We start from the raw sequence: 16,062 nt of genomic DNA, 5'->3' as shown, positions 1-16,062 counted from the left end.
GTCAATGATGTCCGCGTTCGATCTTCGCCAGATGCGCGATATTGGCGCGATCCTCCGCATCCGCACTCGGTTCACCGCCGAACCACGCGTCCAGAATCTCCGTCAGCTCCGCCCGGGAAGTCGAACGCAGGCTCAGGGCAAGCACATTCGCGTCATTCCATTTCCGCGCACCAGCCGCCGTCGCCGCATCCGTACACAGCGCGGCCCTGATCCCCGCCACCTTGTTGGCGGCAATGGAAGCCCCCGTCCCCGTCCAACAGCACACCACACCCTGCTCCGCCCGCCCCTCGGCCACATCCCTGGCCGCCGCCTCACTGGCCCAAGCCCAGTCATCGCGCTCGCTATCCGACAACGCCCCGTGCACCACCGTCTCGAACCCCCGCCGCCCGAGCTCCACCACCAGCTCCTCGGCCACCCCAACCCGCTCATCCGCCGCAACCGAAATTCGCATACCCCAAGCGTAATAACGCCCGCACCACACAACCGGGGAAAATGGCGAGTGCCCGTCCCCGGTTCCGAGGACGGGCCACCACGCCGCTCACCAGGCGACAGGGCCGAGGCGGTCGATGAAGATCCCGGTCGGGCCGTCGGCGTCGATCGTCGCGAGTTCGACGATCGAGTCGGTCCCCTCGGTGACCGTCAGTTGGCCGGTGTGATTGTTCATATCAGTGGCGGCGAACTTACGATTCGCGACCTCGCCGGGAGTGGCGACATTGAACTTGATCTTCGGAAGCGCCTGGGCGTAACGCACGGTAATCATGTTCAGCGCCGCTTTCGACGAGCTGTAGGCGAGTTCGTGCATCTTCGAGACGGGCTGATCCGGATCGGTCACGACCGCGAACGAACCGCCACCGCTGGACACCATCACCACCCGCGGATTGTCCGCCGCCTGCAACAGTGGCAGAAACGCATGCGTGACCCGAATCGGCCCGTACACATTGGTGTCGTAGACGGAGTGAATCTCGTCAGCCGTCGCGTCCGCGGGCGCGACAATATTTCCTGGCGCACCGGCGTTATTGATCAGCACATCCAGCCGGTCGGTGTGCTTGCGAACGAGCCGCACCGCGTCGGCCACCGACTCGTCCGAGGTCACGTTCAGCGGGACCATGACTACCTTCACCCCATCAGCGGCGAGCTTGTCCGCGGCCGCCTGTCCCCGAGCTTCGTCGCGCGAGCCGAGGAATACCGTCCACCCCTGTTCCCCGAGCCGCCGCGCCGCTTCGAGACCGAGTCCCTTGTTGGCTCCGGTGATCAATACTGTGGTCTGTTCTGTGTTCGTCATGCCCACTGAGACGCTCGCTCCCGCGTCGGCTGTGACAACCTGTGAGCGGCCTCACATATAGCGGGAATTCATGGGAGTAGGCCAGAATCCTGGCAGCGTGACAAGACGCGGAAAGCGGAGGGACCGGCAGTGTCAGCTTGGGGTGAGGTCGTTGTCGGCCTGGTAATTCTGGTCGGGTTGGTCGGGATCATCGTCCCGATTCTGCCGGGGGCCATCCTGATCTTCGGGGCGATCGCGGTGTGGGCGTTCATGACCGGGGGCACCACGGCGTGGATCGTAGTCGCCATCGGCACAGCCTTCTTGGTGCTGTCCGGCGTCATCAAATACACCTGGCCGGGGCGGAAGATGAAGGATGCGGGCGTATCCAATCGCGCGCTGTTCGTCGGCGCGATCTTCGGAATCGTGGGCTTCTTCCTCATCCCCGTGGTCGGGTTGTTCGTGGGATTCGTTCTCGGCGTATACCTTTCGGAGCTGCAGCGGCTCCGCGACAACCAACCCGCTTGGCAGGCAACGGTTCACGCGCTCAAAGGCGTCGGATTATCGATGCTGATCGAGCTCTTCGGTGCGCTGTTGGCCACGGGCGTGTGGGTCATCGGCGCGATCATCGCCTGATCGTCAGCGTCAGTGCGCGCCGCCCCATTACCAAGGGCATCACACGCTGCGGCCCCGCTCACTCGATGATCGGGAATGGAATCGTATCCGCTGGTTCGGGTAGCTGATCGCGCCGCAGCGGCAACGTCGGCTGTTCGGTGCGGTGGATCGGCAGCGTCGGCATCGGATCGGCCGCAATCGCACGTTCGCGGGCGGGCAGTCGATAGAACGCCCGCGCATTGTCCTCCAGCACCTTGAACATATCGGTGCCGACCACATCGCAGATCAGATCGACATCGGAATCCTCGAACGGCCGCCCGGCCCTGGTGCCGGGCAGATCGGTACCGAACATCAGCGCCTCGGGATTGACCGCGTGGATCCGGCGCAGCGTGTCGGACACCTTCATCTGCACGCGCCCGAAACCTGTCGCCTTCACCCGCGCCCCGCGATCCACCAGATCCAGCAGATAGGGCAGGCCCTCCTCGGACATGCCGAGATGGTCGATGGAGAGCACCGGCAGCTTCGAGATCACCGGCTCCATCGAGCTGAGCATAGTGCCGTCGATATACACCTCGACATGCCAGCCGACGAGGTCGTGCGCACGCAATGCCTGCAGCGTCATCGCGGTGATATCCGCGGCCGCGCGCTTGACATTGAACCGCAGCCCCCGCACCCCGATCCGGTCGAGTTCGATGATCTCTTCGTCGGTGGTGTCCGGGTCCAGCGCGGTGACGCCGACCCACCCCTCGCCGAGCTCCGCCAGCGCCGCTCTCAGGTAGGTCTGATCGGTGCCTTGGAAGGATCCGCTGACCACGGCGCCACCGCCGACATCGAAGCGCGACATACGCTTTCGATAATCGGAGATGGTGAACGGGTCGGGCAGGTAGCCCTCGTTCTCGGCCAGCGGGAACCGCGGGTCGAAGATGTGGAGATGGGCATCGAACACTTGTACAGAATGCCTCAGTGACGGAATTTCCGCTGCCACGGACCCGACAGATTTCGTGCCGTCGCGGCCGTGTCGGTTTGTCGAGTACCACAGGAGGTAACGCTCACCCCCTGCGGCACTCGCCCTAGACCTTGTGCGGCTCGCTGGCGCGCAGCATGTCCTCGCGCTCGACGACCTTGACGCGCTCGCGGCCCTCCGGCTCGCCGAGGGCGCGCTCGTGCGCGTCGAGGCGGTACCAGCCCTGCCAGGTGGTGAACGGGATGCCCTTGCCCTCGAGGAAGTCGGTGACCGCGTCCAGTTCCGGCTTGGCGGCCGGGGTGAAGTTCACGCTGTCGTCGAGCAGGCAGGCCACGGTCTCGTTGGCGTCGCCCTTGGTGTGGCCGATCAGGCCGACCGGACCCCGCTTGATCCAGCCGGTGACATAGGTGGCGGGCAGATAGCGGTCCGCACCGTCGGCGTCCTCGTCGGCGAGGACGCGTCCGGCCTCGTTCGGGATGACACCGGCCTGATCGTCGAACGGCAGGTTGGTGAGGTTCTGCGACAGGTAGCCGACGGCGCGGTAGACGGCCTGGACGTCCCAGTCCTTGAACACGCCTGTGCCCTTGACATTGCCGGTGCCGTCGAGCTGGGTGCGCTCGGTGCGCAGACCAACGACCCTGCCGTCCTCACCGAGGATCTCGGCCGGGGATTCGAAGAAGTGCAGGAACAGCTTGTGCGGACGGTTGCCGACGTCGCGGATGGCCCACTGCTCCAGCGTGTTGGCGATCATGTCGACCTGCTTGGAGTGCCGACGCGCGGCCTCGGAGCCCTCGTCGTAGTCGATGTCCTCGGGATCGACGATGACCTCGATGGTCGGGGAATGGTCGAGTTCGCGCAGCTCGAGCGGGGTGAACTTGGCCTGCGCCGGGCCGCGGCGCCCGAAGACGTGCACCTCGATCGCCTTATTGGCCTTCAGGCCGTTGTAGACGTTCGGCGGGATCTCGGTCGGCAACAGTTCGTCGCCGGTCTTGGCCAGCACCCGCGCCACGTCGAGCGCGACATTGCCGACGCCGAGGACCGCGACCTTCTCCGCCTCCAGCGGCCAGGTGCGCGGCACGTCCGGATGGCCGTCGTACCAGGAGACGAAGTCCGCTGCGCCGTAGCTGCCGTCCAGGTCGATGCCCGGGATCGGCAGCGCGCGGTCGGCGTTGGCGCCGGTGGAGAAGATCACCGCGTCGTAGAACGTGCGCAGATCGTCGAGGGTGATGTCGGTGCCGTAGTCGATATTGCCGAGCAGGCGGACCTGCGGCTTGTCCAGCACCTTGTGCAGGGCGGTGATGATGCCCTTGATGCGCGGATGGTCCGGCGCGACGCCGTAGCGGATCAACCCGAACGGCGCGGGCATGCGCTCGTACAGGTCGATGCTCACCTCGGCATCGGACTTCATCAACGCGTCGGCGGCGTAGATACCGGCCGGTCCCGCGCCCACGATCGCGATGCGAAGCGGGCGAGTCGCTGCACTGTCTTCGGTCATCTTTACGCGCACCCTTATGGTCGAAACAATTAACGGCGTCAGTCTTAGCTTAGGCTAACTAGACGCACCCTCTCGATCGCATCTGCCGATGCGAACAGGCGGCCATCTCGGCTATGACAGCCACGCCGCAGTCTGGCGATTCTATCGGTGGCACTGCGCGCACCCTGCGGCGGTGCGTACACCGGGTGTTTGCTGCCCCGGTCCACCTACCCGTGACTACCCGCTCTGCGGGCTTCTATCGGATCCGTGCGTCGCCGGTATCGGGGCCGAATGCCGGATACCACCGCCCACCAGGGATGATCGACCCATGACAGAGCAGCAGGGCGCCGATGAAGAACCCGTAATCGAGGTCGATCAGACCGATCGTCGCTCCATCGCGCCGTTCATCGCGGCGGCCGTCTTCGCCGCTGTCGTGCTGCTCGCGATCGTGCTCGGTGCGGTGCTCTCGCCCGCTGAGAAAAATGTCACAGAATCGGACAAGATCGCGGCGGCGGTGCAGCGCTATGCGGAGGCCCGCGCCACCACCGACAACACGCCGCCGCCCGGCGTGGCGTGTTCGGGATTCGACGAGAGCAAGACGCCGCTCGCCGGTCAGTTCGGCGGGGCCGCGGCCGGAAAGTCGATCAAGGTGACCAAGATTGAGAATGCGATGGTCGACGGCGATAAGGCCAAGGCGACGGTGACCATCGCCATCGACGGGCGGGAGACCCCGGCGACCTGGAATCTGACCCGCTCACAAGACCGCTGGATCGTCTGCGGTTGATTGCTTATGCGGGACGCGAAATGGGGTTTGACATGGCGGCCCCTGCCCAGGCAATCTCATTTTCAGGTCATGAGTACCAGTGCCAAGCCCCGGCTGGCTGGTCGGCAACCCTCCTCCGCGGTGGGGTGCTCCGGGTGACGACCTGGCCGCGACCCAATCCCAGGTGCGGCAAGCGTGGATTCACAGGAGGATCGCATGACATATGCCGGTGACATCACCCCACAGCAGGCGTGGGAGCTGTTGCAGGACAATCCCGAAGCCGTCTTGGTAGACGTGCGCACCGAGGCCGAATGGCGCTTCGTCGGTGTGCCGGATACGAGTTCGATCGACCGGCCGACGGTGCTGATCGAATGGGTCGACAGCAACGGCGCCCGCAACGGTGAGTTCGTCGAGCAGCTGAGCAAGGCGCTGGAGGGTCGCGATCCGGCGGCGCCGGTCGTCTTCCTCTGTCGCTCCGGACAGCGTTCGGTCGGTGCGGCCGTGGCCGCGACCGGGGCTGGTATCGCCCCGTCGTTCAATGTGCTGGAGGGCTTCGAAGGCCCGATCGATGAGTACGGGCATCGCGGCGGCTCCGGCTGGCGCGCCATCGGCTTGCCGTGGCGGCAGTCATGATCACCGGTGGTGCGTTCGACAAGCCGCTGCCCGAAGGCGTCGGCCCCGCGACGCTCGGCGTGCGAGGTGGCCTGCGCCGTTCGGGATTCGAGGAAACCGCCGAGGCGCTGTATCTGTCCTCCGGTTTCGTCTATGAGAGCGCCGAGGCGGCCGAGGCCGCGTTCACCGGCGATATCGAACATTTCGTCTACTCCCGCTACGGCAACCCGACGGTCGCCATGTTCGAGGAGCGGCTGCGGCTGATCGACGGCGCCGAAGCATGTTTCGCGACCGCGAGCGGTATGTCGGCCGTATTCACCGCGCTCGGTGCGCTTTTGGGCGCGGGCGACCGGCTTGTGGCCGCGCGCAGCCTGTTCGGCTCGTGCTTCGTGGTGTGCAACGAGATTCTGCCGCGCTGGGGTGTGGAGACCGTCTTCGTCGACGGCGATGATCTGGATCAGTGGGAGCAGGCACTTTCGGTGCCGACCCAGGCCGTGTTCTTCGAGACACCGGCCAATCCGATGCAGACCCTGGTTGACGTGCGTCGGGTGACCGAACTCGCGCATGCCGCGGGCGCGAAAGTGGTGCTGGACAACGTCTTTGCCACGCCGCTGCTGCAGCGCGGTTTCGAACTCGGTGCCGATGTGCTGGTGTATTCGGGCACCAAGCACATCGATGGTCAGGGCCGGGTGCTCGGTGGTGCGATCCTCGGCGCCCAGGACTACATCGACGGTCCGGTGAAAACCCTTATGCGCCATACCGGTCCGGCGCTGAGCCCGTTCAATGCGTGGACCCTGCTCAAGGGTTTGGAGACCATGCCGCTGCGGGTGCGTCATTCGACCGAATCCGCACTGCGCATCGCGCGATTCCTCGAGGGCAACAAATCCGTCTCGTGGGTGCGCTACCCCTACCTGGAGTCGCATCCGCAGCACGACCTGGCGACCAGCCAGATGAGCGGCGGCGGCACCGTGGTCACCTTCGAACTGAACGCGCCCGAGGACGAGGCCAAGAAGCGCGCCTTCGAGGTCCTCAACCGCCTGCGCGTCATCGATATCTCCAACAACCTCGGCGACTCCAAAACCCTCATCACCCACCCGGCCACGACAACTCACCGCGCCATGGGCCCCGAAGGCCGCGCCACCATCGGACTATCCGACGGCGTCGTGCGCATCTCGGTGGGACTGGAGGATGTCGAGGATCTGCTGGGCGATTTGGACTTCGCGCTGAGTTAGTTGGTCTGCGAGGCGCGGCCGCATGGTTGCGGTCGATGACATGGTCTGTAGCTGTCCCTGCCTGATCGACTGCGAGGCGATCCATGCCCTTTTTCCGTGGGCCGGGCTCGTCAGCACCGGGGAAGGCGACCGCTTTTCGCGGTATCGGGAGATGATGGCGGAGGCACGTCGACGGCCGTAGTGAGCATCGCCACCGGTGCTGTATCGAATTCTTGCAGGGGTGATCCAGCAGGCTCGAACGCAGCGATCAGCCGGAAGGCTCGGTGCCGGGCGGAATCATCTGCGCGCGTGCGGCTTGCAACCGCTCGCGCTCGGCCGGGCTCATCGCCGCGAAGGCCGCCTCCCGCCGTTTCGTCAATGCCGCAAGCTCTTCCGGACTCAACTGCCGCGTGTGTTCTTCGCGCTGCCGCTTCAGCCGAGCGAATTCCTCTGGAGTCAGTGGTTGGTTCATCGTGATGGTCTCCTCGATCAATCGCAGAAATTCCGACGTCGATGGCTCGACCGCGTGGTCGAGGCTGTCGAGCACAGCGAGCAAGCGGGTACGCAGTCCGGTGGCCCGGGTGATGCGGTCCTCGACCAGCACCAGCTGCTGCCGTACGAGGTCGCGCGGATCCTGATCGGGTTCGGCGTGGAGGACGGCCACGATATCCTCGAGCCCAAATCCGAAGCCCCGCAATGCCACGATGCGATGCAGCCGCCGGACATCGGCCCGGGTGTAGCACCGGTGTCCGCCCGATGTCCGCGACGACGGCACCAGTAGCCCGAGCCGGTCGTAATGGTGCAGTGTCCGCACCGTCACGCCGGATTCCCTGGCGAGTTCTCCGACCCGCCACACCCGCTCGGCCAACGTGCCCTCCTCTCGATGTGCACCAACCACGCTAAAACCTGACGTAACGTCGGATTCAAGTGTCATTTGGATCACGGGTCCGAGGGGTTGTCGTTGGGCCGCAAGCGATGTCGTGGAAGGCGGCGCGGAGTAGGGCGGTGATGCGCTCGGGCTCGGCGTCGCGCAGTCCGTCCAGTTGGAGTAGGTGCCGACCGATGACGGTCCCGATGGTGATCGCGCCGATCAGTCCGGCGCGCAAGTCCGCATCGTCGTCGGCCAGGTGCTGGGCGGCTTGCCGCTGCCGGGACACCATGGCGAATTGGACTTCGGCGGCGGCGTCGGGGTGGGTGAACATGGAGCGGATCGCGGCGAGTGCGTCCGTGGGCTGTTGGGCGAGCTTGGTTTCGAGTGCGGCGAGCAGTTGGTCGGCCGCCTGTTCGGGAGTCCCGGTGACCAGGTCTTCCTGTTCGAAGCCGGAAGCCTGGGCGAAGAGATTGTCCTTCGACCCGAAATAGCGCATTACCAGCCCGGGATCGGCCTGCGCCTCGGCGGCGATCGCGCGGATGGTGGCCCGGTCGTAGCCGACCTCTGCGAATAACCGCCGGGCCGCGTCCAGGATTCGGGATTGTGTGCTCTGCCGTTGCTCGGCGCGGCTGCGAGGGCGAGAATTCATGCGCTCAGTCTACGGCCGTTGACCGAAACGAACCGTCATGCTAATTTCGGTCTACAACCGTTGACTGAAAAGAAGGTGGATCGTCATGTGGCACACGATTCTGTTGTCCGCCCTGGCCGGACTGTTCGGCGCGAACGCGGTACCGCATTTCGTCAAAGGCATGGTCGGCGAACAGTTTCCGAATGTGTGGGGTAACGATCCGCTGCGCAATGCGGTGGCCGGGACGTTCGGAATCGCACTCGCGGTCGTCATCGGATACTGGGCCGACCTGCCCGCGCACGCCTACGCCGGTATCGGCGGCGCCTTGGTGGGCGCGCTGCCGATGGCGGTATTCCATGGACGCGGTGGGGCGTATCGGCTCAACTCCGCCTTGGGCCTCGCGAACCCGTCTCGGGTATAGGTTCGGCGTTATTGTCATACTGTCAATACAGCCTCGGGTCGCCCCGGGGAGCGCTGGATCAACGACGAACCGAGGTAGGGCGTGAGCACACCATCCACCGCCGAGCAGGGCCCGCTCGCGGGCATCAAGGTCATCGAACTTGCCGGTATCGGCCCAGGACCGCATGCGGCACTGCTGCTGGCCGATCTCGGCGCCGATGTGGTGCGGGTACAGCGGCCCAATATGCTGCCCGGCTTCATGGAGCGGCCACAGTGGCGCGGGCGCACCATCGTCGAGGCGAATCTGAAGGATCCGGCGGATATCGAGAAGGTGCTCGCACTCGCCGAGAAGGCCGATGTGCTGATCGAGGGTTTCCGGCCGGGCGTCACCGAGCGCATGGGCCTCGGCCCGGATGCCGTGCACGCGCGCAATCCGCGGTTGGTCTACGGCCGGATGACCGGCTGGGGTCAGGACGGCCCGCTGGCCGACCGCGCTGGACACGACATCAACTACATCTCGCTGACCGGTGTGCTGCACGCCATCGGCCGCAAGGGTGAGCGCCCGGTGCCGCCGCTGAATATGGTCGGCGACTTCGGTGGCGGCTCGATGTTCCTGGTGTTCGGCATTCTCGCGGCGCTGGTCGAACGGGAGAGTTCTGGTAAGGGGCAGGTCATCGATTCGGCGATGATCGATGGGGCGCTTGCGCTTTCGCACATGATCTGGGGTATGCGCGGCATGGGCCTGTGGTCGGATGAGCGCGGCACCAACCTGCTCGATACCGGTATGGCGTTCTACGACACGTACGAAACCTCGGACGGCAAGTACATGGCGGTCGGGGCGATCGAGCCGCAGTTCTACGCGGAACTGTTGCAGGGCTTGGAGATCAGCCCCGAGGGTCTGCCGATGCAGCTCGATCCGAATGGTCAGGATCAGCTGAAAAAGCTGTTCTCGGAAAAGTTCAAGACCAAGACCCGCGACGAGTGGGCCGCGATCTTCGACGGCACCGATGCGTGCACGACGCCGGTGCTGACTTTCACTGAGGCAGAACAGAATCCGCACATCGTCGCGCGCACGGGATTGATCGAGATCGACGGTGTCGTCCAGCACGCACCAGCGCCCCGCTTCTCCCGCACCCCCGCAGGTACGCCCACCCCACCGCCCAACGAGGCCACACCGATCGAATCCGTCTGGGCGGACTGACGACTCGTCGCCAGAACCGCCCGCCCCGCACTCCAACTGCTCCCACACACCAATTCACGCGCCGCGCATGTTTTCGCCCGCGAATGCATGCGCGCCGCGAGAATGCGAACGTGCCCATAAGAGTCCGGGCGCGCTCACAAGAGTCCAGGCACCCACAAGAACGCGGGCGCACGGGCAGATGCGTACGCGACGAGAGTGCGTGTCCCGGCAAGAATTCGGGCACGTCATGCGAGTCCTGGCAGGCGCCAAGAGTCCCGTCCGCCACCGCAGTTCGGGCACCGGGCCAGAATCCGGGCACACGCAAGAATGCAGGCGCACGCCAAGAACGCGGACCCACGGGAAAGATGCGCAGGCGACGAGAGTGCATGCGCGCGGCAAGGATCCAGCCCACCACAAGAACGCGGACACGCCACCAGAGCACGGGCACACGCCAAGGGTCCGGGCGCCCCACAACGGTCCGCACACACGGCAAGAATGCGGGCCCGCGGCAAGATGCGTACGCGGCGCGTATGCGTGCGCGCCGTGAGAAAGGGCGCGGCGCTGGCCCGTGGCTTCCCTGCGCTAGTTCCGTGTCCATTCCGGCTGGGCGAAATGCGCGATTCGGGCGGCGGCGGGGGCTCGGCCGAGCAGGACGACTTCACGGAACTGCCACAGCATGGCACCGGTCGGTGCGTGAATGGTCATGTTCTCGGCGAGGCGCATCTGCAGTAGACCAGGGCCGTCGTAACCGACCGAAGGGGCATCGGAGCGCAGATCCTTTTGTCGCACCGCATCTTTCGGATGCACCCAATGCGGGACATCGTCGGCGGCCAGCCGGGCGAGAGCCACTTGATGAACCGAGTCGACCTCGTCCGGACTGGGGCGCAGCTCGGACGCGTCGGCCAGAGCCGCCACGATCGGGGTGATGACGAAGCCCGATGCGGCGGGGAAATCGTCGAGCCTGCCGAGCAGATCGGCCGGGCTGGCGGTCAGTCCCAGTTCCTCGCGCAGCTCACGGATTGCCGCCTGCTCAATGGTTTCCCCGTCGTCGAGCCGTCCACCCGGCAACGCCCATTGCCCGGCATTCCGCCCGCGATACGCACGCCTGATGACCATCACCGACAGCGGCCCTGCGTGTGCCACCACACACAGCAACACCGCCGCGCGACGGATTCCCGGCGCATCCGCGACCTCGGTATGCGGGAACTCACCCAACCGCGCCCGCGCGAGCACACGAAAGTCCTCGACACTCTCCGGGACACTCGGTCCCGCACTAGGCCCCATACCTCGATCTTGCCCTACATCAGCGATCGGCTGCCGCATACCGAGTCACTACCTCGCAAACCGTATACCTTGTGCGAGACAGCCATTCGCTATGCGACAGCTATCAGTAGCAGGTGAGGGGCTGGAGGGGGTCGGCGGCGCGGGGAGTGAGGGCTTCGTAGGCGGCGGCGATCGATTTGACCGCCAGGCGGAGTTCGGGTTCGGGGTGGGTGAAGGGAAGGCGGATGAAGCGTTCGAAGGCGCCCTGAACGCCGAACCGCGGTCCTGCGGCGAGCAATACGCCGTGATTGGGGGCGGTGGCGGCCAGAGCCGTCGAGACCGGGGCGGGTAGTTGCGCCCAGACGGACATGCCGCCGTCCCCGACGATCGTGCGCCAGTCCGGAAGCTCTTCGCCGAGCGCGGTGAGCAGGGCCGCACGCTGGGCGTGGAGTTGGTCGCGACGGCGGGTGAGGATGGTGTCGGCGTTCTCCAGAAGGTGGATGGTGGCCAACTGGTCCATGACAGGGGTGCCGAGGTCGACGGTGGAGCGGATGCCGAGGAGTTTGGTGATCAGCGACTGGTTGGTGCGAATCCAGCCGACGCGCAGACCACCCCAGAAGGATTTCGATGCCGAGCCGATGGAGATGATCTCGCTGCCCTTGGCGAAGGCCGCGACCGGCGGAGGCGCGGTCCGGTCGGTCAAACTCAGGTCCACCATCGACTCGTCGATCACCACGGTCATCCGGGTTTCGCGGGCGATGGCGGCCAGTTCGGCGCGGCCGTCGGCGTCGAGCAGCAGGCCGGTCGGGTTGTTGAAGTCCGGCACCAGGTAGGCCAGGGTGGCCGCGGTTTGCCTTGCGGCACTGCGGATTCCGTCGAGATCCCAGCCCGACTCCGGGGTTTCCGGGCGCAGCGGCACCGGCACCGGGCGAGCGCCGACATCGCGGATAGCCTCGATGGCATTGGGATAGGTCGGGTGGTCGATGAGGACGCGGGCCGCGGGCGCGGTCAACACATTGAGCAACAGGCGCAGGCCGTGCTGGGCACCGAGGGTGACCAGGATCTGGTCCGGTTGGGTGGGCAGGCCACGCTCGGTGTAGCGGCGGGCCAGTGCCTCGCGCAGCGCGAGCACACCGACCGGATCCATACCGTGCGTGCCGAGGTAGGCCGGAAGGCCTTGCAGCGCAACGGAGTACGCCTCCTGCATTTCCAAGGGCGCAGCCATGGCGGCATAGGTCATATCAATGGTCGGCAGTTCCGGTTGCGCCATCATCGCGAGGATGCTGCGGGCCGGTTTGGTGCCGTCGTGCTGCACGTCGCGCGGGAGGGCGACGGTGCTGCGTGAGCCCTGACGGCTGATCAGATAGCCGTGTTCGCGCAGCAGACTGTAGGTGGAGGTAATGGTGGTGCGGCTGACGCCGAGGGTGGCGGCGAGGTCGCGCTCACTGGGCAGCGCGACGCCGAGCGGTGCGCGGCCGTCGTGGATGAGCAGGCGAATGCCTTCGGCGAGAGCAAGATAGGCCGGACGCGTCGTGCGGCGCTCCCCGGATTCGCCGTTCTCGTCCGCACTGCGCCAACTGCCCAGATCACGGGCAAGGCTGGCGGCACCGATAACTCTCGTCGACATAAAGTCCAGTATTAGCCAAGTGGATATTTAATAGCAAGGCCAGTGCGCGCACGCTGACTGCTATGACCGCCCTCGCCACCTTGCTCGTCATCGCCGCCTTCGCCTATCTCGTGCACCGGTTCGCACCGCGCCGCCCGAGGGAGGCCTTCCACCTCGAACGGTTCCACGCGCCGGGGCCATTGACCGACTGGTCGCCGTCCTACTACGAAAACCAGCGCCAATACGCGGATCTCGCCGCGATCTACGGCCGCGACGATGTGCCGGATCCGGATGCTCCCGCCCTCGCACGGCCGGAACGGACCGCGCAGCGCCGTATCTCGAACCCGAGTTGCGGAGCCGTCAAGCCGACCATCGGCGGAGTCCAGGCCAGTTTCTGAGAACTGGACTGGTCTGCTCCAAGATGTCGGCCCCGGAGTGCACACTGACCGCATGAGTGCTTCCGCTCGACCGGTCACCGGGTCGGCGCTGTTCGAAACCGCGATCGGCACCTGCGCGATCGCCTGGACCGACGAGTTCGTCTTCCGCTTCGGCCTGCCGGAGGCGAGCCCCGCCGCGACGCGGACCCGGATCATGCGTCGCAGCAGCCGAATTCCGGACTCGGATGAGATCCCGGAGGACGAACCCACCGGCCCTATCGCCGATGCCATCACACGCATCCAGGCCCACCTCGCTGGCGAACTCGACGATCTGCGCTGGATCCCCGTGAGCACCAAGGGAATTCCGGAATTCCACCGCGCCGTCTACGAGGTGACCCGCGCCATCGATCCTGGCCACACCCTCAGCTACGGCCAGGTCGCCGACCGCATCGGCGCACCGGGCGCGGCCCAAGCCGTCGGCCAAGCCCTCGGCCGCAACCCGATCCCCCTGATCATCCCCTGCCACCGAGTCCTCGCCGCCGACCACGCCCTCACCGGCTTCTCCGCCCCGGGCGGCATCAGCACAAAACAGCGCCTCCTGGAGATCGAACGCACCCCTGGCTTCGGCGAACCCACCCTCTTCTAACCCGTCGCCCATGTCTATGAGAGGCGTGGCAGCGGCCGGGCTGATCGCGGCGTGCCCGATCGTCGAACCCGAGTTCTTCTGTTGTGCGCGTTCGGCGGCAGACCGGGATCAGCCGCATCAGTGGCTGGGCTCCCAGAAGACCATCGATCGGGCATAGTCGGAGCATGACCGACAATCGACCGGCGCTGGCTGTCGCACTGGATTTGGAGCCGCATCCGGAAGGCGGGCGGTATCGGCAAACCTGGCGTAGTGCTACGGAATTCACGCCGGAGGGCTACCCGGGGCCGCGGGCCAGTGCGACCGGGATCTACTTCTTATTGATGCCGGGTGAGAAGTCGGCACCGCATACCGTGCGCTCGGATGAGGTGTGGTTGTGGCATCGGGGTGGGGCGCTGGTGCTCGACATCGGGGGCGAGGAGATTGTCCTCGGGCCCGATGTCGAGCACGGGCAGGTGTTGCAGGCGGTGGTGCCGGGCGGGACCAGTCAGGCCGCGCGGCCAGCTGGCGATGAATACGTGCTGGTCAGCTGCATCGTCGCGCCGGGATTCGACTTCGCCGACTTCACCCTGGACTGATCAGTCGATTTCCAGCAGACCCTCGTCGACGGCCCATTTGATCGTCTTCTCCAGTTGCGCACAGGTTTCCGGACGCCCCGGTCCGTAACCCTGCGCGCTGAGTCTGGCGAAGACCGGGCAGCGCGCGGCCGGATTCTCGGTCCACTGCACCGAGGTCTGGTGCGACGAACTCTTGCGCACCAGCACCTCGCTCTGGCATGACTGACACCGCAGCGGCGTCAGACCCTCCTCCAGATAGCGCTGCTTGTCGACGGCGGTCTGGGCCTGCACCTCGGCCCGCCGCGCCGGTTGGTCGGCGAAGTCGGGTGCTTTCGCCCAGGTCGGCGCCATCAGACTCCTGCTTCCGCTTCCGTTTCCCGCTTGCGCCGCAGATTCTCGGCGACCTCGGCCTCCCACGCCTCGTTCGCCTTGGTGGTATCCACCTCGAATTCGAAGCGCTGGGTCATCTTGTCGGTCACATCGGCCAGATCCACATAGAACTGGTCGTACCAGCGACGCAGCTGGTAGACCGGGCCGTCCTCCTCGCAGAGCAGCGGATTCTCGACCTTGGACTTGTGCTTCCAGATCTCGACATCCTGGAGGAACCCGACGCTGATGCCTTCGGTCATCTTCGCGGCCAGCTTGTCGGCCATCTCACCGTCGACGCCCTTCGGCTTCTCCAGCGAGACACCCCACTGCAGCACGAACGAATCCTGCGTCACCGGGTAGTGGCAGTTGATCAGGACGCTCTTGACCTCGTATCCGCTGTAGATATTGACCAGCGGGTTGATCATGTAAGAGGGCCCGAAGTACGACGCTTCCGACTTCAGCAGGGTGTCGCCGCCGTACTTGGAGGCCATGCCGATATCGGGACGACCCTTGGTCTCCAGGAACTGGGTGGCGATATGCCCCTCGAAGACGTTCTTGAAGTACGTCGGGAAGGCGAAGTGGATATAGAAGAAGTGCGCCATATCCACCACGTTGTCGATGATCTCGCGGCAGTTCGCGCCCTCGATCAGCAGGGAGTTCCAGGTCCATTCGGTCCACCCGCTGTCGAGCTGTTCGCTCGGGTTGCCATCCGCGTCGGTGTACGGGCCGACGATGTGCGGAATGGTCACCTCCGGCGGCGGCTGGCTGCCCTCGACATCGTGCCAGACGAACAGCTGCCCGTTGCGCTCGAGCGTGGTCCACTTGCGGGTCCGCGCCAGCGGCGGCACGCGCCGCGCATAGGGAATCGCGGTGCATTTGCCGCTGGTTCCGGACCAGCGCCAATCGTGGAACGGGCAGGCGATGTCGCCGTCTTTGACCTCGCCCATGCTCAGGTCGCCACCCATATGCCTGCAGTAGGCGTCCAGCACTCGGAGTTCGTCATTGCTGTCGACCCAGACGACGAGCTTGGTTCCGAACACCTCGACCGCGTGCGGCTTGCCGTCCCGGAACGACTTCGCCAAACCGAGGCAATGCCATCCCCGCGCGTATCGGGTGGGCGCGGAGCCCACGTCGAGCTCGCGAACCTTCGCACCGCTCCCCTGTGGGGTAACTGCCATCGCGATTCCTCCTCCTTCTGTACTAGAACACGTTACAAAAATGTCGCGTTCCACGCCAGCGATTCCGTCGACCACCTGCGAATCGGTGACGAAT

20 protein-coding genes and 1 riboswitch are annotated in these 16,062 nt (G+C 65.6%); of the genes, 10 read left to right on the top strand and 10 right to left on the bottom strand.

Features of this window, described 5'->3' with window-relative positions; genetic code table 11:
• Position 1 precedes the first annotated feature (1 nt).
• Together NA5_RS24890 and NA5_RS24885 are read right to left on the bottom strand one after the other, a co-directional pair.
• Positions 2-451, bottom strand: a complete 450-nt coding sequence (locus NA5_RS24890; RefSeq protein ID WP_062990126.1) for an RpiB/LacA/LacB family sugar-phosphate isomerase — start codon at positions 449-451, stop codon at positions 2-4.
• A gap of 87 nt (positions 452-538) precedes the next feature.
• Complete coding sequence (locus tag NA5_RS24885; protein ID WP_062990124.1) at positions 539-1,282, bottom strand: SDR family NAD(P)-dependent oxidoreductase; 744 nt, start codon at positions 1,280-1,282, stop codon at positions 539-541.
• Positions 1,283-1,411: 129 nt separating this feature from the next.
• On the opposite strand from NA5_RS24885, the gene NA5_RS24880 reads away from it, so the two are divergent.
• The gene (locus NA5_RS24880) at positions 1,412-1,894 is read left to right on the top strand and encodes a DUF456 domain-containing protein (protein WP_062990122.1); all 483 of its coding nucleotides are present in this window, start codon (positions 1,412-1,414) and stop codon (positions 1,892-1,894) included.
• 58 nt (positions 1,895-1,952) lie between these two features.
• Here the strand turns inward: NA5_RS24880 and NA5_RS24875 are convergent, their stop codons facing one another.
• A complete protein-coding gene (locus NA5_RS24875) occupies positions 1,953-2,819 on the bottom strand; it encodes an amidohydrolase family protein (protein WP_062990120.1) in 867 nt (288 codons plus the stop codon).
• A gap of 124 nt (positions 2,820-2,943) precedes the next feature.
• The gene (locus tag NA5_RS24870) at positions 2,944-4,332 is read right to left on the bottom strand and encodes an FAD-dependent oxidoreductase (RefSeq protein WP_062990118.1); all 1,389 of its coding nucleotides are present in this window, start codon (positions 4,330-4,332) and stop codon (positions 2,944-2,946) included.
• A 307-nt stretch (positions 4,333-4,639) separates the two neighbouring features.
• On the opposite strand from NA5_RS24870, the gene NA5_RS24865 reads away from it, so the two are divergent.
• The 3 genes from NA5_RS24865 to NA5_RS24855 all read left to right on the top strand — a co-directional run bounded on the left by NA5_RS24865 (position 4,640) and on the right by NA5_RS24855 (position 6,918).
• Positions 4,640-5,095 carry an Rv0361 family membrane protein gene (locus NA5_RS24865; RefSeq protein ID WP_062990116.1) on the top strand — a complete coding sequence of 152 codons (456 nt, stop codon included), beginning with the start codon at positions 4,640-4,642 and terminating at the stop codon, positions 5,093-5,095.
• A 65-nt stretch (positions 5,096-5,160) separates the two neighbouring features.
• A riboswitch (SAM riboswitch) is annotated at positions 5,161-5,276 on the top strand.
• Between the two features lie 14 nt (positions 5,277-5,290).
• Positions 5,291-5,707, top strand: a complete 417-nt coding sequence (locus tag NA5_RS24860; protein ID WP_062990279.1) for a rhodanese-like domain-containing protein — start codon at positions 5,291-5,293, stop codon at positions 5,705-5,707.
• Positions 5,704-6,918, top strand: coding sequence for an O-succinylhomoserine sulfhydrylase (locus NA5_RS24855; RefSeq protein WP_062990114.1), 1,215 nt, complete (start codon positions 5,704-5,706; stop codon positions 6,916-6,918). Before NA5_RS24860 ends, NA5_RS24855 begins: the two co-directional genes overlap by 4 nt.
• Positions 6,919-7,165: 247 nt before the next feature.
• Here the strand turns inward: NA5_RS24855 and NA5_RS24850 are convergent, their stop codons facing one another.
• Together NA5_RS24850 and NA5_RS24845 are read right to left on the bottom strand one after the other, a co-directional pair.
• The gene (locus NA5_RS24850) at positions 7,166-7,831 is read right to left on the bottom strand and encodes a MerR family transcriptional regulator (RefSeq protein ID WP_084484394.1); all 666 of its coding nucleotides are present in this window, start codon (positions 7,829-7,831) and stop codon (positions 7,166-7,168) included.
• Positions 7,821-8,417, bottom strand: a complete 597-nt coding sequence (locus NA5_RS24845; RefSeq protein ID WP_062990110.1) for a TetR/AcrR family transcriptional regulator — start codon at positions 8,415-8,417, stop codon at positions 7,821-7,823. Before NA5_RS24845 ends, NA5_RS24850 begins: the two co-directional genes overlap by 11 nt.
• Positions 8,418-8,502: 85 nt before the next feature.
• On the opposite strand from NA5_RS24845, the gene NA5_RS24840 reads away from it, so the two are divergent.
• Together NA5_RS24840 and NA5_RS24835 are read left to right on the top strand one after the other, a co-directional pair.
• Entirely contained in the window at positions 8,503-8,817 is a 315-nt protein-coding gene (locus tag NA5_RS24840) for a hypothetical protein (protein WP_062990108.1), read from the top strand.
• 81 nt (positions 8,818-8,898) lie between these two features.
• Positions 8,899-9,996, top strand: coding sequence for a CaiB/BaiF CoA transferase family protein (locus NA5_RS24835; RefSeq protein ID WP_062990106.1), 1,098 nt, complete (start codon positions 8,899-8,901; stop codon positions 9,994-9,996).
• Between the two features lie 561 nt (positions 9,997-10,557).
• Here NA5_RS24835 and NA5_RS24830 read toward each other — a convergent pair.
• Positions 10,558-11,259 (bottom strand): NUDIX hydrolase, encoded by a 702-nt coding sequence (locus NA5_RS24830; RefSeq protein ID WP_062990104.1) that lies wholly within the window; start codon positions 11,257-11,259, stop codon positions 10,558-10,560.
• A 103-nt stretch (positions 11,260-11,362) separates the two neighbouring features.
• Positions 11,363-12,865 carry a MocR-like transcription factor YczR gene (gene yczR, locus NA5_RS24825; protein ID WP_062990102.1) on the bottom strand — a complete coding sequence of 501 codons (1,503 nt, stop codon included), beginning with the start codon at positions 12,863-12,865 and terminating at the stop codon, positions 11,363-11,365.
• A 62-nt stretch (positions 12,866-12,927) separates the two neighbouring features.
• Here yczR and NA5_RS24820 point away from each other — a divergent pair, with 62 nt between their 5' ends.
• From NA5_RS24820 to NA5_RS24810, 4 genes are read left to right on the top strand one after another with little or no spacing between them, the layout of a single operon-like run.
• A complete protein-coding gene (locus tag NA5_RS24820) occupies positions 12,928-13,242 on the top strand; it encodes a hypothetical protein (RefSeq protein WP_062990100.1) in 315 nt (104 codons plus the stop codon).
• Positions 13,243-13,294: 52 nt separating this feature from the next.
• The gene (locus tag NA5_RS24815) at positions 13,295-13,867 is read left to right on the top strand and encodes a methylated-DNA--[protein]-cysteine S-methyltransferase (protein ID WP_062990098.1); all 573 of its coding nucleotides are present in this window, start codon (positions 13,295-13,297) and stop codon (positions 13,865-13,867) included.
• Between the two features lie 10 nt (positions 13,868-13,877).
• Positions 13,878-14,024 carry a PIN domain-containing protein gene (locus NA5_RS41870; protein WP_218020150.1) on the top strand — a complete coding sequence of 49 codons (147 nt, stop codon included), beginning with the start codon at positions 13,878-13,880 and terminating at the stop codon, positions 14,022-14,024.
• 7 nt (positions 14,025-14,031) lie between these two features.
• Complete coding sequence (locus NA5_RS24810) at positions 14,032-14,442, top strand: cupin domain-containing protein (protein ID WP_062990095.1); 411 nt, start codon at positions 14,032-14,034, stop codon at positions 14,440-14,442.
• Here the strand turns inward: NA5_RS24810 and NA5_RS24805 are convergent, their stop codons facing one another.
• On the bottom strand, positions 14,443-14,772 hold the full coding sequence (locus tag NA5_RS24805; RefSeq protein ID WP_084484393.1) for a hypothetical protein: 330 nt from the start codon (positions 14,770-14,772) through the stop codon (positions 14,443-14,445).
• A complete protein-coding gene (locus NA5_RS24800) occupies positions 14,772-15,968 on the bottom strand; it encodes a 3-ketosteroid-9-alpha-monooxygenase, oxygenase component (RefSeq protein ID WP_062990093.1) in 1,197 nt (398 codons plus the stop codon). The genes NA5_RS24805 and NA5_RS24800 overlap by 1 nt, the downstream gene beginning before the upstream one ends.
• Positions 15,969-16,062 lie beyond the last annotated feature (94 nt).

It is taken from the genome of Nocardia anaemiae NBRC 100462 (assembly GCF_001612725.1).
In the GTDB taxonomy this organism is placed as follows: domain Bacteria; phylum Actinomycetota; class Actinomycetes; order Mycobacteriales; family Mycobacteriaceae; genus Nocardia; species Nocardia anaemiae.
Note: the sequence above shows the minus strand (reverse complement) of the source record. Positions and strands in the feature narration are given on the sequence as shown.